The 16125-nt window shown below is 40.7% G+C and carries 16 protein-coding genes; 12 read left to right on the forward strand and 4 right to left on the reverse strand.

What is annotated here, in order from left to right; genetic code table 11:
• Positions 1-548 precede the first annotated feature (548 nt).
• The 3 genes from V7K98_RS19190 (at position 549) to V7K98_RS19200 (ending at position 4167) form a co-directional block, all read left to right on the forward strand.
• The gene (locus tag V7K98_RS19190) at positions 549-2387 is read left to right on the forward strand and encodes a bifunctional serine/threonine-protein kinase/formylglycine-generating enzyme family protein (RefSeq protein WP_335024619.1); all 1839 of its coding nucleotides are present in this window, start codon (positions 549-551) and stop codon (positions 2385-2387) included.
• Positions 2388-2414: 27 nt separating this feature from the next.
• The gene (locus tag V7K98_RS19195) at positions 2415-2876 is read left to right on the forward strand and encodes a hypothetical protein (RefSeq protein WP_335024621.1); all 462 of its coding nucleotides are present in this window, start codon (positions 2415-2417) and stop codon (positions 2874-2876) included.
• Between the two features lie 616 nt (positions 2877-3492).
• Complete coding sequence (locus V7K98_RS19200; protein ID WP_335024623.1) at positions 3493-4167, forward strand: hypothetical protein; 675 nt, start codon at positions 3493-3495, stop codon at positions 4165-4167.
• On the opposite strand, the gene V7K98_RS19205 is transcribed toward V7K98_RS19200, so the two are convergent.
• Together V7K98_RS19205 and V7K98_RS19210 are read right to left on the reverse strand one after the other, a co-directional pair.
• Positions 4154-5695, reverse strand: coding sequence for a phytoene desaturase family protein (locus V7K98_RS19205; RefSeq protein WP_335024625.1), 1542 nt, complete (start codon positions 5693-5695; stop codon positions 4154-4156). The genes V7K98_RS19200 and V7K98_RS19205 overlap by 14 nt on opposite strands.
• 181 nt (positions 5696-5876) lie before the next feature.
• Positions 5877-6002: a hypothetical protein gene (locus V7K98_RS19210; protein ID WP_335024627.1), complete on the reverse strand. Its 126-nt coding sequence runs from the start codon at positions 6000-6002 to the stop codon at positions 5877-5879.
• A 28-nt stretch (positions 6003-6030) separates the two neighbouring features.
• Between V7K98_RS19210 and V7K98_RS19215 the strand changes: the two genes are divergently transcribed.
• The 3 genes from V7K98_RS19215 to V7K98_RS19225 all read left to right on the forward strand — a co-directional run bounded on the left by V7K98_RS19215 (position 6031) and on the right by V7K98_RS19225 (position 9428).
• Entirely contained in the window at positions 6031-6879 is an 849-nt protein-coding gene (locus V7K98_RS19215; protein WP_335024629.1) for a prohibitin family protein, read from the forward strand.
• A gap of 130 nt (positions 6880-7009) precedes the next feature.
• Complete coding sequence (locus V7K98_RS19220; protein ID WP_335024631.1) at positions 7010-7426, forward strand: DUF1824 family protein; 417 nt, start codon at positions 7010-7012, stop codon at positions 7424-7426.
• 70 nt (positions 7427-7496) lie between these two features.
• The gene (locus V7K98_RS19225; protein ID WP_335024633.1) at positions 7497-9428 is read left to right on the forward strand and encodes an ABC-F family ATP-binding cassette domain-containing protein; all 1932 of its coding nucleotides are present in this window, start codon (positions 7497-7499) and stop codon (positions 9426-9428) included.
• A gap of 256 nt (positions 9429-9684) precedes the next feature.
• Here V7K98_RS19225 and V7K98_RS19230 read toward each other — a convergent pair whose 3' ends face one another.
• A complete protein-coding gene (locus V7K98_RS19230; RefSeq protein WP_335024635.1) occupies positions 9685-10365 on the reverse strand; it encodes a tetratricopeptide repeat protein in 681 nt (226 codons plus the stop codon).
• A gap of 27 nt (positions 10366-10392) precedes the next feature.
• Here V7K98_RS19230 and V7K98_RS19235 point away from each other — a divergent pair, with 27 nt between their 5' ends.
• Positions 10393-10536, forward strand: coding sequence for a hypothetical protein (locus V7K98_RS19235; RefSeq protein WP_335024637.1), 144 nt, complete (start codon positions 10393-10395; stop codon positions 10534-10536).
• A 221-nt stretch (positions 10537-10757) separates the two neighbouring features.
• Positions 10758-10880 (forward strand): hypothetical protein, encoded by a 123-nt coding sequence (locus V7K98_RS19240; RefSeq protein WP_335024639.1) that lies wholly within the window; start codon positions 10758-10760, stop codon positions 10878-10880.
• 117 nt (positions 10881-10997) lie between these two features.
• Here V7K98_RS19240 and acs read toward each other — a convergent pair whose 3' ends face one another.
• The gene (gene acs / locus V7K98_RS19245) at positions 10998-12971 is read right to left on the reverse strand and encodes an acetate--CoA ligase (RefSeq protein ID WP_335024641.1); all 1974 of its coding nucleotides are present in this window, start codon (positions 12969-12971) and stop codon (positions 10998-11000) included.
• 231 nt (positions 12972-13202) lie between these two features.
• On the opposite strand from acs, the gene V7K98_RS19250 reads away from it, so the two are divergent.
• The 4 genes from V7K98_RS19250 to V7K98_RS19265 all read left to right on the forward strand — a co-directional run bounded on the left by V7K98_RS19250 (position 13203) and on the right by V7K98_RS19265 (position 15891).
• Positions 13203-13847: a restriction endonuclease subunit R gene (locus tag V7K98_RS19250; protein WP_335024643.1), complete on the forward strand. Its 645-nt coding sequence runs from the start codon at positions 13203-13205 to the stop codon at positions 13845-13847.
• Between the two features lie 22 nt (positions 13848-13869).
• On the forward strand, positions 13870-14598 hold the full coding sequence (locus tag V7K98_RS19255; protein WP_335024645.1) for a Uma2 family endonuclease: 729 nt from the start codon (positions 13870-13872) through the stop codon (positions 14596-14598).
• A 92-nt stretch (positions 14599-14690) separates the two neighbouring features.
• Entirely contained in the window at positions 14691-15383 is a 693-nt protein-coding gene (locus V7K98_RS19260) for a hypothetical protein (RefSeq protein ID WP_335024647.1), read from the forward strand.
• Between the two features lie 67 nt (positions 15384-15450).
• Positions 15451-15891, forward strand: coding sequence for a hypothetical protein (locus V7K98_RS19265; protein ID WP_335024649.1), 441 nt, complete (start codon positions 15451-15453; stop codon positions 15889-15891).
• Positions 15892-16125: the final 234 nt, after the last annotated feature.

The raw sequence follows: 16125 nt of genomic DNA on the forward strand, positions 1-16125 counted from the left end.
TGAAAATACTTTAATTTGCATCCTCAAAAAAATAAATCTCTTGTGGAGTGGGCATCTTGCCCGCCCTAGCTGTCCAAATTAAATGCACGACAGCTTACCATTTCTTCGTGAAGTTGCGCCAAATCTCTTGGCTTCCTTCCTTTCTTCTTTGTGTCCTTTGCGCCCTTTGCGGTTCGTTCCTTATATAGTTTGGCGCATGTTCATACAGAATTGGTATAACATCTCTACATTCATTCTCCTCATGTATTCATATTTACCAATATTTATAAACGTCCCAATCTAAATAAGTAAGTGGATCAAATTAAATATAAAACCTCACCCTGCCACCGGCTTCCCTCTCCGATACTTTGGAGAGTAATTGAAGGTGAGGTTTGATCTTATATTTAATTATGTCTACCTACTTATATAAAATTTATTCATCTTCTTGTTTTCCTGTTAAAAGAAGTTTAAACACATGAATAAACTTCAGTGTTCGCTTCTGTACATAACTGTTTTCAATTAGATAATATTGGGGCTAACTTTGGAGAAGATGCTATTTCCCCCTCATTATGCAAATTTGCCAAAATCCCAATTGCTCAAATCCATTCAACTCTGATAGCAATAGATTTTGTGTGAGTTGCGGACAAAGCAACTTTGGCAAACTTCTAAGAAGCCGTTACCGTGTATTAAGACTATTAGGTGAAGGTGGATTTAGTAGAACCTATGCTACAGAAGATGTAGACAGACTAAACGCCCCTTGCGTCATCAAACAATTTTTCCCACAATTTCAGGGAACCGGACAACGCACCAAAGCCGCAGAATTTTTTAAAGAAGAGGCTTTTCGGTTGTATGAACTGGGAGAGAATCATACCCAAATTCCCAGATTACTAGCTTATTTTGAACAAGGTACTAGTTTGTATCTTGTTCAAGAATTTATTCAAGGAAAAACTCTCTTACAAGAAGTTCAGCAACAAATCTATAGTGAAAGACACATTTGGGAACTTTTAGCTGATTTATTACCAGTTCTAGAATTCATTCATGCCCATAACGTCATTCATCGGGACATCAAACCAGAAAATATTATTCGCCGTGCAAGTGATGAAAAGCCTGTATTAATTGACTTTGGTGGTGCTAAACAGGTAACACAAACCAGTTTAGGAAGACAAGCTACAGTAATTTATACTCTTGGTTATGCCCCGACTGAACAAATGGCTGGATTTGCTTGTCATGGTAGCGATTTGTATGCTTTGGGTGTAACTTGCGTGCGTCTTTTAACTAGATGTTTGCCTTTGCAAGATGCTTCTGGACAGGTTAATGACCCTATTTATGATGCCATGAATGCTAAATGGTTGTGGCGCGAACGATTACAAGAAAAAGCTATTACTATCAGCGAAGACTTAGGGAGAATTTTAGAGAAATTACTAAAACATCTACCTAGCGAAAGATATCAAACAGCAGTAGAAGTTATCAATGATTTGAAGTTTACAACATCGAATATTGAACCTGTTGCCCTTAAAATTACTTCAATATCTCAATCTATACTACCACCGCCACCACAAAAAGTAATAGTACCATTACCCGCGTTAGAAACCTTTAAATTTGACGTAGTGACAGTAGACACAGGTGGTAGAGAAGTAACCCGTGTAATTGGTAATGCAAACTTCTTTGCCGAAGAATTGGGTAAATCTATCACATTAGAAATGGTATCAATTTCTGGCGGTACTTACATGATGGGTTCACCAGAGTGTGAAGGAGATGCTGACGAACGTCCTCGACATAAAGTTACCGTCGAACCATTTTTTATCGGGAAATTTCCCGTAACTCAAGCACAATGGAGAGTAGTAGCAGCTTTACCCAAAGTCAAACAAGCTTTAAATCCCCATCCATCAAAATTCAAAGGTTTAGATAGACCAGTAGAAAATGTATCTTGGTATGAGGCTGTAGAATTCTGTCTCAGACTATCAGAAAAAACCGGACGCGACTATCGTTTACCAAGTGAGGCAGAATGGGAATACGCTTGTCGGGCTGGAACTACAACATCCTTCCACTTTGGCGAAACTATTACCTCTGAGTTAGTTAGTTGCACTATCGAACCAAAAAGCAAATTCCGTAAAGAAACAACAAACGTCGGTAGTTTTGAAGTTGCCAACGCCTTTGGATTGTACGATATGCACGGGCTAGTTTGGGAATGGTGCGCTGATTCGTGGCACAACAATTATAGCGATGCACCCTCAGATGGAACAGCCTGGGAAACTGGCGGTGATATTAATCGCCGAGTGCTACGTGGTGGTTCTTGGAGTTTCAACGCCGAACTGTGTCGCAGCGCCAGCCGTAGCTGGAATGAGTCAGACGGTGGGCTGAGGGTTTGTGGCTTTAGAGTGGTATTTTCTGTAGAGGAGATTATCTAGCAATTTGATTTAGAGGTTGTAGAAATTATGAAAGACAAAATTGAGAAGGGTGACATAGTAATTATTAATAAAAGTGGAAAATATCATAATCAGGTGGGCGAAGTTAGTGGGGTTGACTACAATATTTTCTTCGTCAAAATAGTAATAGTGAAGTTAGGCAATCAAGAAGAAACTTTTGAAGAGAAAGATTTACAATTACAAACTAAAAAACCGAGTCTTGAAGAAGTCGTCGCATCCATAGACAAAATTTTAGAAGAAGTTGAGCAGATTTCCAACTTGCCGACAAAAGAGAAAGTAGAGTTACCCAACCGTCTGAAATATCTTAAATTAGATATTTCTAAACTAGATAAGCAGTTGATTCAGAAAAACTTCGACAGTATAGAGAAAATATTCGCAGCAACAAGAGAAGCAGACTCATCAGCAAGCTTTTGGCAGGAAATAGATTCTAATTTGGAGAAAATAAGCTGGTGGATTAGAACAAGTTTGTGAACAAGTAAGTAGGCAAGAGGAAATTAAACTATGTGTTTTGCAAGCGCCAGTGCGTTGATTGCTCTCAACTTAGTGTAAAAAACATCTGACGTAGCGACGAAATTTGTGCCTGAGATTTATGAGTTTTTGGCGCTAAATTCCTATTCTCAGCCTTTAACTATTACACTATTTTAGCCTTGCCACGCCACTTACTTTATAAATTCTTTAAGACGGTGCTTTGCCTCTTAACCTAATCTTATCAAGAATTTCAGGAAAAACTTATCTTTGACCACATTATGATTAATAGATTTAAAGCTAAATAATTGATATTGGGCATGATTAAAAGTAGCTATATTTTTATAAAATTTTATCCTTAATGCCTTATTCCTTAATTTTTGTGCTTCTTCATGAAGAGTTAAGTTTATTTGTGCCTACTTATTTTACTTTGTATTCATAACTGTATGACTGAAATTTTGTTATTAGCTTGACACTTTTCTCATATAGATTTTAAAAAAGTGTTTTTTCTCTTTTGAGAGTAAACATTTAGCGATAATGCATAAGTTTGCAAATTAATAAAGAGGATTTTTATGAGGTTTTTTTTAGATAAAATAAATTACGAATATCGTCAAGGATATATATGCGTTTTTCTCAGTTTGCAGGGATTGTTGGTTGCACTACCGCAGCTTTTATATCAATTGCGCCTATGCAGGTAGAAGCTGCAACTTTTAAAGTGATATCAGGAGTTACTAGCATCGATCGCGATCACGAAGATATTCTTAAAGGTATCGGGCTAGACTTGACAGGCAGCAATAATACAGTCGCACCAATTCCGAGTAATTATTTAGTTGGCTTCAACATCGACTCCGCTACTAACTTTACATTTAGCGACGAGGGCGGTTTTACTCCGCTCTCAGGGACAATCGAGCATACTGGTACTGTTACTTTCAATAATCAAATTACTGTTGGTGACTTTTCAATTGGTTTTGCTCCGGGGCGTACTACCGAAGGTGCTAGCGGATTTGTTTTAAGAGACACATTTTCTTTAGATACAATTTTGTTTGATTTGAGTCTTCCAGAACCTGCGGTATTTGATGGTCAAAATTTAACCATCCCTGATGTTAAATTGCTGGTTTCTCCAGAGTTTGCAAAGATACTAAACAAACCTAACTTGACAGGTTTATTTGCTGGAACTGCACGAATTGATGCTCAAGTTGCTGCCGTACCCGAACCTGATAGTGTACTAGCAGTTTTGGCAGTAGGTGCGGCTCTCTTGGCAACTAGATTTTATACTCAAAAAATTAAATACACTTGATATCTTGAAGCATTGCTAAATGCTTATTAATCGGTGCAAGGGTGTTGGCAGCAATCAGTCCACTGGCGGCAACTGCTGGTAAACCAATACCAGGAAATGTTGAGTCGCCACAGCACATCAGTCCTGGTAGGGGTGTGCTGGGGCCAGGAAACATAGCACTTCCAGCCTGAATTGCTGGCCCGTAGGAACCTTGATGACGGCGGAGATAACGCTCGTGAGTTAGAGGTGTACCAACAAGTGTGACTTCGCAACGAGAGCGAATATCTGGAATTACCCGTTCTAAAGCTTTCCACATTATTTCAGCACGCGATCGCTTTTGTTCGGCATATTCTTCACTCCTTCTATCCATTCCTTGCCAAATGGCATACGGCTCATTACCAGGTGTATACACATGAATCACGTGTTTACCTGCTGGCGCTAAAGATGGATCGAGAACTGAAGGGATGGAGATCACCACCACATTTTGAGGTGCTGTTACGCCCAATTCCCAGTTATTAACTACGATGTAATGACACCGCAAATTTGACTGTAATCCTTGAGCGTCAATACCAAGATGTAGATGCATAAAGCTATCACATTCTGGTGTTGCTTGTCGTTTACTGCGGTACTTTTTGGGTATTGCCTTTTCTGGTAGTAACTTCAGTGTGTCCCAAACCGAGGCATTAGAAATCACTGCTCGTTTAGCGCGAATTTCGGAGCGATCGCGCAGACGCACACCCACCGCCCGATTACCTTCTACAAGCACTTCCTCCACATGAGCTAACAACATCAGCTTTCCGCCGTGACGCTCCAATCCTTGTACAAGGGTGTCAACTAAAGCACCACTTCCACCAATGGGATATTCCAGAATTGCATTTGGCCGATACCAATCTGCAAACATAAATCCTACCTCTGCGGCGCTAGTGCCATCTGCGGGTAATCCAGAAAGGAGAAAGCAAAGTAAATTCAGCCAGTTTCGGGTAAAGGAATCTTTAACAACCCCATCCATAATCCGGCTGAAGGGGCCTGTCAGCTTGATTATATTCGCCACATTTTTTGTCAGAGATGGGAGAAACGGGCCCACAGTTCTAACTGCACCAAAATCAAAGCGTAATGCGGCTGGTGGTATGGAAGTTGCAGCACTAGCAAATGGTTCCATAACGCGCTGGAGTTCTTGCCATTCGGCAACAGCATCATCACCAGAAAACTTCATCAGCACTTCAGAAAATTGCTCTGCACCAACCGCCGTGTCAAAATCACCTTCTGGTAGACAACAACCCCAAGTATCGTAGGTGACGCATGGTAATTCAGCACCAATTGCATCTAAAACTTGTCGCAAAGGGTTAGCTGAGGGGCTGTAAGATAGTCCAGAGTAGAGAGACGGGCCTGAGTCAAACTTGAAGCCATTGCGCTCAAAACCATGAGCAGCGCCTCCAGCAATGGAGTGGCTTTCGCAAACTATCACATCAAAACCATAGCGTGCCAAAACAGCAGCACAACTCAAACCGCCAATACCGCTACCAATAACAACTATATCTGTGTTTTGCATATCCCTGATGTTTGCAACAATAAGTTAAAACAGTTGTGGAAACTTGGATGATATCATTAGCTCCCCCATCCAGAAACCGCTCTAATTGCTTGATATCATCACTAAGGATGGACATAAAACCGTCAGTGCTAAGTTCTTGAGATGAAATATTTCATTTAGACAAACCAATGAAAAGCTTAAACTAGGGAATGGGGAATGGGGAACAAGGCGAGAAGAAAAGGTGAATAACTATGCCCAATGCCCAATGCCCAATGCCCAATGCCCAATGCCCAATGCCCAATGCCCAATGACAAATGACAAATGACAAATGACTAATTGATATTGGAGAAAGGAATTTGAAAAATCAGCAATTTGGAAATTGGCAAAGCACAGTTTTAGGAATTGTGCTAGCAACACTAGTGGTTCTCGGACTAAATTCCTTTATCATTATCAACCCAGGACAAGCAGGAGTGATCAGCATCTTGGGTAAAGCGAGAGATGGCGCTTTATTGGAAGGGATTCACATAAAACCGCCTTTTATCTCAGTGATAGATGTGTATGATTTAACTGTCCAAAAATTTGAAGTACCAGCAGAGAGTTCTACTAAAGATTTGCAAAATTTATCTGCGAGATTTGCAATCAACTTTCGCCTCGATCCGATAAAGGTAGTTGAAGTTAGAAGGAAACAAGGAACTTTAGAGAATATTGTATCGAAAATCATTGCACCACAGACTCAAGAAGCATTTAAAATTGCAGCCGCCAGAAGAACAGTAGAAGAGGCAATTACTAAAAGAAGTGAATTAAAAGAAGACTTCGATCAAGCGTTAGGCGATCGCTTAGACAAATATGGGATAATTGTGTTAGATACTAGCGTAGTTGATTTAGCATTCTCACCAGAATTTGCCAAAGCAGTGGAAGAAAAACAAATTGCTGAACAACGGGCACAAAGAGCCGTTTATGTAGCACGGGAAGCAGAACAAGAAGCACAGGCAGATGTGAATCGCGCGAAAGGTAGGGCAGAAGCTCAAAGACTTTTAGCAGAGACACTCAAAGCCCAAGGAGGACAGTTAGTTTTGCAAAAAGAAGCAATTGAAGCTTGGAAAAGTGGCGGCGCTCAGATGCCCAAAGTCCTCGTTATGGGTAGTGACTCAAAAAGCGGTGTTCCTTTCTTATTCAACCTTGGAAATGTCCAAAATCAACCTTAAAGCTGTGTTCACTGAGCGGAGTCGAAGTGAGCTTTGTTGAGGCTTTAATTTGAGTAAATAATACTTAGTAAGTTGGGCCAGTCCCAACTCAAACACAACAGAAAAACCAACAAAAACATCATCAAAGTTTATGTCAAGCCTCAATCCTGAAAATCTCACCGCCGAAGAAGCGAAAAAATTACTGAATAAATTTAACTGTTTAGATATTGCGCCGATTCTCAAGCCATCAGAGAAAGTAGTAACTCGTGATGCTCTAATTTTGCTCACCAAGCTTGCTGATTATCAAATTTTAGGAATTTGTGCTGATACAGCAGAAGAAGGAATACTGGCGATGAAAACCTATTCTCTGGCTTTGGGTTATGAACCACCAAACAACTTATTGACACCTGAAGGGCCAGTTTATATCAAATTAAATGGTAAAAATGGCTTATGCTATCTTGATTCATACTCTGGACATCATCGTGGTGTATTAGTATCTTGTCAGTCTTACCACGAAGATGGAATCAACGAAATGTATGGACATTTACCCTTGGATTTATTTGTATAGAATTCGGCAATGTAGGTAGAGTATGTACTTTACCTACTAACTAACTATCAATGAAAAATTACTAGATTTTATGAGTATTATTACACTCCAGTCGGTTAAAAAAGACTTTGGCATCAAAGAACTTTTAAAAGATGCCAGCTTTAGCCTCGATGCTACCGATAAAGTTGGTTTAATTGGTACTAATGGTTCTGGAAAATCAACCCTGTTAAAAATGATTGCCGGGTTAGAATCCATTGATAGCGGTCAAATTATCATCAACTCTGGTTCTAAAATTATCTATTTACCCCAGCAGCCAGATTTAGATGAGAATCACACAGTTTTAGAGCAAGTTTTTGCTGACAGTGGTGAACATACGGCTTTGGTGCGTGAGTATGAAGAACTATCAGGTAAATTAGCTAACTATCCAGATGATAGTCAACTGATGTCTCGCCTTTCTGTGGTGATGCAAAAGATGGATACGAATGATGCTTGGGAATTAGAAACCAACGCTAAAATCATTCTCACAAAGTTAGGAATTTCTGACTTTGATGCCAAGATAGGCACTTTATCTGGAGGCTATCGCAAGCGGATTGCTTTAGCATCAGCATTGTTAGCAAAACCAGATGCTTTGCTGATGGATGAGCCGACAAACCATTTAGATGCTCTTTCTGTTGAATGGTTACAAAGTTATTTAAATCGCTATCGCGGCGCACTTTTTCTGATTACCCACGATCGCTATTTTCTAGATCGCGTCACCAATCGGATCGTTGAAATCGACCGAGGCGACATTTACACCTATACAGGTAACTACTCATATTACCTCGAAAAGAAAGCTTTAGCTGAAGATTCTGCCGTAAGTAGCCAACGGAAACATCAAGGCTTATTGCGGCGGGAGTTGGAATGGCTGAAAAAAGGGCCGAAAGCTAGGAGTACTAAGCAAAAAGCTAGAATTGACCGCGCTCATGCTCTGCGGGATACTGAATTTAAAGAAGTTCAGGGTAAAGTTGATATTTCTACAGTTGGTCGTCGTATTGGCAAAAAAGTTATTGAATTAAATAACGTTTCTAAAGCATACAATGGACGCACCCTGATTAATAATTTCAGCTACGAATTTAGTCCAGAAGACCGCATCGGCATCATCGGCGCTAATGGTGCTGGTAAATCCACTTTAATGGATATTATTACTGGACAAATTAAGCCAGATTCAGGTGTTGCAGATATTGGGACTACAATTCACATTGGTTATTTTGACCAGCATTCTGAAGAATTGCTCACAGCTTTAAACGAAAGTCAGCGCGTGATTGACTACATCAAAGAAGAAGGAGAATTTATCAAAATTACCGATGGAACTCAAATTACTGCTTCGCAAATGTTAGAGCGGTTTTTGTTTCCTGGTAATCAACAATATTCCCCAATTAGTAAACTTTCGGGTGGTGAAAAACGCCGTTTATTTCTATTGCGGGTGTTGATGAGTGCGCCCAACGTCTTGATTTTAGATGAACCGACAAATGATTTAGATGTTCAGACATTGGCAGTACTTGAGGATTATTTAGAAGATTTTGTCGGGTGTGTAATTGTAGTTTCTCACGATCGCTACTTTCTCGATCGCACCATCGACACAGTATTTTCCTTTGAGGAAGGCGGTAATCTGCGGCTATATCCAGGTAATTACTCAATTTATCTGGACTATAAGAAGGCTGAAGAGGCACAACAACAGGCTGCGAACACTAAGGAGAAGCCCAAAAATGTCGAAGTCCAAAATGGTGCGGCTTCACCCAAGAATGTAGAAAATACAAAGCGACGGAGATTATCCAATTGGGAAAAGAAGGAATTTGAGCAGTTAGAAGGTAAAATTGCCCAGTTAGAGGCTGAGAAGACAGAAACTGAGAGAAAGCTAGGGAATGTATCACCGGAGAATTACAGCGAAGTACAGAAACTCTACGATCGCGTGGAAAAGCTCAAGCACGCGATCGATGTGGCGACTGAACGCTGGTTAGAATTGGCTGAGATGGAAGCTACATAATGAGGCTATTACATCCCCCGATAATCTTATTCTCACAGGACTTAAGGGACTTCCAAATAAAAAAATATCCCAAATTCTCTTGTGGGATGGGCATCTTGCCCGTCCTAATATTGGGGACGGGCAAGATGCCCATCCCACAAAATGGATAATTTATTTGTTGGAAAGCCCTAAGCAAAAAAATTCTGAAGTAGCGGTAATTCATTAATTACCGTTACGACACATCAGATTTTTGAGACAATTTTGGGTAAGTCCTATCTCAGGAAACATTAGGATCGTTATCGGTTTTGATCTCTTTTAACAATCGTTCAACTTGGTTAACTTTTTCACCTCTATTCTGTGCTTTGAAAATATTTAAAGCTTTTTCTAAAGAAGATAGTGCTTCATCTTTTTTATTTGTTTGCCACAATACCAGTCCAAAATTAGTTAGAGCTTCGCCATAATTAGGATTGATTTCTAGAGCCTTTTTATATTCAGTCATGGCTTCTTCCCAGCGACTTTGGCTAGCATAAACCATGCCGATCGCATTGTAAGCTAGAGCGTATTTTGACTTGAGACGAATGGCTTGTTGATAGGCGCTAATTGCTTCTTCTGGTTTCTTTTGCCGAAAAAGCACATTTCCTAGTTGAAAGTGTGCAAATGCATCATCTGGGAATTTTTTAACTAACTTGCGTAAATTTTCTTCTGCACCCGTTAAATCTCCCTGATTAAATAAAGCATTGGCTTGTTGCAACATCTGCGATCGCTCTGGCGATCCGGTGTCTGAAAACTGTGCTAGTTTTTGTGGTTGTATCTCTGCATCCTGTTCTGGCGAATGCAAAGAAACTTTTGCAGAAACGGCTAACGCTAATGGTGATAGACCAATTACAGTTAAAATACCCAGCATCATACAGCTAAAAGGTTGAACAAATGCTGATTTGGGTTTGCTCTTCAGCTTCATCGCCCTCAATGCCTCAATAATGTTCTTATGTCCATCATAAAATGTGAGTGCGTTAGGTGTGATGTACCACAAGTAGGAATGCACATCTGTGCATCCCTACAAGATGATTCGGAATTATTTACCGAAAAATTGGGTTTAAAGCCCCGTCGTTCTACGACGGCTTTCAATTAATTAGTGTACCAATACACTATAGTAATGATAGTGGAAAGGTAATCAACCACTTAAAAAACCTTGTCGTCGAAAGACACCTGAACCTTGACAATTGAACGGCAGTTGCTCTACTTGGGGAGACCCCAAGACTGCACTGCCTCATCTATGCGGTTCTACTGCATTGTTCTAGTTTCCTCCTAGCAGTAGGTAAAAGATTTATAGGAGCTAGACGAATCAGATTTTTGAACTATTTGTTTCAAACTAAACAGGACTTGCACGGCAGTTGCTTCTCCCAAGGGGAGACGCTGCGCGAACAAGTCGGCATAGCCGCCCAATGCACTGCCTCAGCAATGCAACTAGGGTAGGGCATACCCAAAGTTAACGCTTGGGGAGAGTCCCACCTCTGGGTTAGGTAACGCAAGGAACCTAGTTTAAGTGGTCTCGTTGAACCAAGAATCCCCGTCGATTTATCGCGGGGAGTGTCAAGTACCTTGCCGTAATTTATCCAACACGCTTCTATCTTCTAATGTTGAAGTATCACCAGATACCTCTTGTCCAGCAGCTAGATTCCGCAATAAGCGCCGCATAATCTTACCCGATCGCGTTTTGGGCAAAGCGTCGGTAAAGCGAATTTCTCCCGGACGTGCGATCGCACCAATTTCTTTGACGACGTGCTGCTTAAGTTCTTTAATCAGTTCCTCGCTTCCCTGATAAGTGCCTTCTAATGTCACAAAAGCAACTACTTCTTCACCTTTGAGTTCATCTGGTTTACCCACTACCGCCGCTTCTGCAACGGCTGGATGAGAAACTAAGGCTGATTCTACTTCCATTGTACCAAGGCGGTGTCCTGATACATTCAGTACGTCATCTACACGACCCATGACCCAGAAATAGCCGTCTTCATCCCGTCTAGCGCCATCACCAGCAAAGTAAGTATAGTTCCCATTTTGGGGCGGAATGTGTTCCCAATAGGTGCGGCGGAAGCGTTCTGGATCGCCGTAGACTGTCCGCATCATTCCTGGCCAAGGATGACGCACTGCCAGATAACCGCCTTCGTTATTAGGTACGGTGTTTCCATCTAAATCGACGATATCTGCGATAATTCCAGGGAAGGGAAGAGTTGCGGAACCTGGTTTTGTGGCGATCGCTCCTGGTAGCGGTGTAATCATGATACCGCCAGTTTCGGTTTGCCACCAAGTATCAACAATTGGACAGCGATCGCCACCAATTACTCTCTGATACCACATCCAAGCTTCGGGGTTAATGGGTTCGCCGACGGTTCCCAGCAATCGCAATGAAGACAGATTTCGCGCATTGGGATGTTGTTCGCCCATCTTAATAAATGCCCGAATTGCCGTAGGTGCAGTATAAAAAATATTAACGCCATATTTTTCAATTACATCCCAGAAACAACCAGGATTAGAAGCACGAGGCGCACCTTCATACATCACGGTTGTTGCACCGTTGGAAAGAGGGCCATATACTATATAGCTGTGTCCCGTAATCCAACCTACATCTGCGGTACACCAATATACATCTGTGTCTTGGAGGTCGAATATCCATTTGGTGGTGATATGGGTATACAAATTATAACCAGCAGTTGTATGCACTACGCCCTTCGGTTTACCTGTACTACCAGAAGTATAGAGGACAAACAGCATATCTTCGCTGTCCATTGGTTCGGCGGGACAATCGGCTGATACTCCTTTTTGTAAATCATGCCACCAATGATCGCGTCCGCCCAACTGCATATCAGTTTCTTGTCCGGTGCGCTTGACAACGAGGACGTTTTCGACACTGGGAACAGCACCATCAGCCAAGGCTTTATCTACCTGTTCCTTGAGAGGAACGATCGCATCTTTGCGCCAACCACCATCAGCTGTGACTACTAATTTAGCTTGAACATCAATTAAGCGATCGCGCAAAGCTTCGGCACTAAAACCACCAAATACTACGCTGTGGGGTGCGCCAATTCTCGCACAGGCTAACATGGCGATCGCAGCTTCGGGAATCATTGGCATATATATACCAACGCGATCGCCTTTTTGGACACCCAGTTGCTTCAACACATTGGCAAACTGACAAACTTCTCGGTGCAGTTGGGCATAAGTTAGGGTACGAGAATCACCTGGTTCTCCTTCCCAAATCAAGGCTGCTTTATTTTTGCGCCAAGTAGTAAGATGTCTGTCAAGGCAGTTGTAAGAAATATTCATCTTACCGCCAACGAACCACTTAGCAAAAGGTGGTTGCCAGTCTAATACCGTATCCCATTTTTGGAACCATTCTAATTCTGTTCCCGCCAAATCTGCCCAAAATTGCTGCGGATCGGCTTTAGCTTTGTCATACAGACGTTGATAGTCTTCTAGACTTTTGATGTGGGCATTCTGCGAGAACTCACTAGGGGGATGGAAGAGGCGATTCTCTTGGAGAATTGATTCGATATTTGGTTCAGGCATGGTTAGTTATGAGTGCGATCGCTATTATTACTAAAAACTATTCTTAGCTTACTTGTGCTACACGGTGTTTAGATTTTCGTTAAGTTAGGTGGAAATTGCCGAGTTATTTAGTTTACATTGATTTTCAGCTACTAAAAGCAAGCATCGAAAAATGTAAAGATATGAGATTGCAGCCTATCTACCGGGAATGTTGCAAAATATAAGTAGTCTTGACAAACAACGCCTGAAACTATGACGCTTACCGTCGAAGCTAGCAGCCTATCTCTCAACGATGTACATCGCTTTCTTAAATTAGATAAGCTTGCGACTGGTTCATTTACAGACTTCTTGAGTCTAGAACCACTCTCTGAGTTTGAACAGCAGGATTTATTACGAATCAGAAACGATTTTGATCGTTACTTAAGCTATCGTAAAATTTCTGAAGGTTTAGTCAAATTTTTAACAATTGCGCCACTAATGCGGTTAGCAGGATTTTACGACATACCAATTCGGTTGACAATGGAAGATAGCATTGCGATCGCAGTTGAAGATGAAGACAGAAGAATTACCGGACGGATGGATATTTTAGCAATCAACAGTCCTCAAAGTAATATTGCGCCGCCATTTTGGGTTGTAGTGATTGAAACAAAAAATAGTGCTGTTGAAGTTGGTGAAGGTTTACCTCAATTACTCACTTATGCTTTTAAGAGTTTAGAGCAACAAACATCAGTTTGGGGACTGGCAACTAACGGACTACGTTATCAATTTGTTCATTTAAGACGTGACGAGCAGCCAAATTATCAGTTAATGCCATTATTAAGTTTAAACGAATCTCCAGATGCGATTGAGTTATTGCAAGTTTTCAAAGCTATCTGTAAGTTACCAAATTTTCAGTAAATAAATTGCGGAGCGATCGCGGATGTCGGAACCTGCTACTTTAGAGTTAATCTCTGATAATATTTCAGAAGAAGAAGTAATTTTTCCTCATGGCGATATACTGAGTGACGAACCACCCCTGGAAAGCGATTTACACCGTGACCAAATCGATCTGCTGATTCGCATCCTAAAATTATGGTGGCGAGAAAGGCAAGATTTTTATGCTTCTGGTAATTTGACAGTTTATTATAGTCCTAATCAGAAAAAATCAGAATATTTCCGAGGCCCAGACTTTTTTGTAGTTTTGGGAACCGAGAAAAAAGACCGTAAGAGTTGGGTAGTTTGGCAAGAAGACGGCAAGTATCCTAACGTGATTGTAGAAATTTTGTCAAGTTCAACCACAGTAGTTGATAAAGGTTTAAAAAAACAAGTTTATCAAGATACCTTCCGTACACCAGATTATTTCTGGTTTCACCCTGTAACAATGGAACTTCAGGGATTTCATTTAGTTGATGGGAAGTATCAAGAAATTCAAGTAACCACTGATGGACGTTTGTGGAGCCAGCAGTTAGAACTTTATTTGGGAGTATATGAAGGTAAATTAAGATTCTTCACTACTGAAAATCAATTGATATTATCATCAGAGGAACTAGCTGAACGAGAACGTTTACGTGCTGAACAGGCAGAAGAACGTGCCCAACAAGCAGAGCAAGAACTTGCTCGATTGCGGGAAGTATTACGTACACAGGGCATCGACTTAGAAAATATTTAACGACATTAGGAAATTAATTGAGTACACTTTCAAGTTAGAATTTAGTTATAAATGTGTAAAAAAAGCGTTATCTTCTGAAAGTAGGGCATAGTTTGCAAGCAACAGAGATTAAGGATAAGTTAAAATCCCTTATCGAGCAAGCTTCCTCGGTAGATCATAATTTGGCGAGAAGATTAGATGAAATCAATCGTTGGGTAAAGAATATCAAGCCAGGTTCCCTGACTGCAAAACCATTTGTGATTGCATTTCTCTTAGAGGTAATTACGGATTCTACTATTTGGCTGATAATCAAATCCTTACCTTCGGAAGAAGAACAGAAAGCAAAGTTTGAGTTGATGACACCGATTGAGAGATATTGGTATGGTTATCTATTTCCCAGATGGATTAATGCAAGTGACTCCAAATTTTATATTTGGAAACAAAAATTGATGTCAGGTGAATTTAATCAGGTTGATGATGATATCATTAAATCAATAGCTCAAGATGTTGTTAGTCGAGAAGGTAGTTTTTGGCAGCGCTATATCGCCGACCTATCGATGGCAACAGACCTAATTGTTAGTAGTCGTAACAATCAACCACTTTGTATTCAAGTTACTAGTGTCTCTGAAGAACTTAATTACCAAAAGTACCAAGCTTGGCAAAATACACTGCGATCGTGGGAAATAGAGAGAGGATTGTTCTTAAGTTACAATCCCAAGGATGCCAACTTTGTCAACCAGTTAGTCAACGTGGCCCTGTATAACAGTGATTACCTTTCTGGTGGCAAATATTTAAAATTTTCGTGAACTTTAAGGAATTTGATATTCCAGATTTGTGTTCAGCCTACATACTTACGTGCTAATTAGAGCTTTTATGGCTAACAAAAGAGAAACTCACTGCAACAATCAAGTAGATACATTTGCTGAAGCTTTAGCAACAGCGCGACAAATGCAGCAGAACTGGTTAACTTACGGGGTTGATTTTGTAAATTTTTACGTTGATGATGTTGATGGAGACTGGCTAGAAACGTGGGGACATGACGAGATATTAGGTAATTCTCAATTAGATGCTATCAAAGAATTTTTGGTAAGTCATGATAGTGTCGCTGTGAAAGTAAGAGAGCATTTAGGAGAGCGATCGCTATTTGATTTTGCAGTAAACTTAGAAGAATGTTGGAGAATTTCTGAACCTAATGACAGGTTATCTGCCGTAAGACACTTGTTAGGTGGTGAAGGAAATAGTATTAGTACAAATGATATCAGGTTATTTGATTTAGTAAACAGTCTGCTAGTAAAGTTGGCAGAGATTTTGTGAGATTTTGAGTTGCGTAGTGGTAGAGTGAACTATGAACTTAATGACACACCTTGAATAATTCGATTGCTAGTTTTACGTAAAATTGTGGCGAATTGAGGGCGGAAATTGAAACGCAGAGGGGCGCAAAGGTAAGCGCAGAGGTGCGCGGAGAATTTGCTACTTATGAGAAAGAGCGATCGCTGTTTGATTGCTGTTTGATATTGCATCTGTAGGGTGTGTTACGGCTTCCGTAAC

This window comes from Nostoc sp., from assembly GCF_036917435.1.
Taxonomy (GTDB): domain Bacteria; phylum Cyanobacteriota; class Cyanobacteriia; order Cyanobacteriales; family Nostocaceae; genus Nostoc.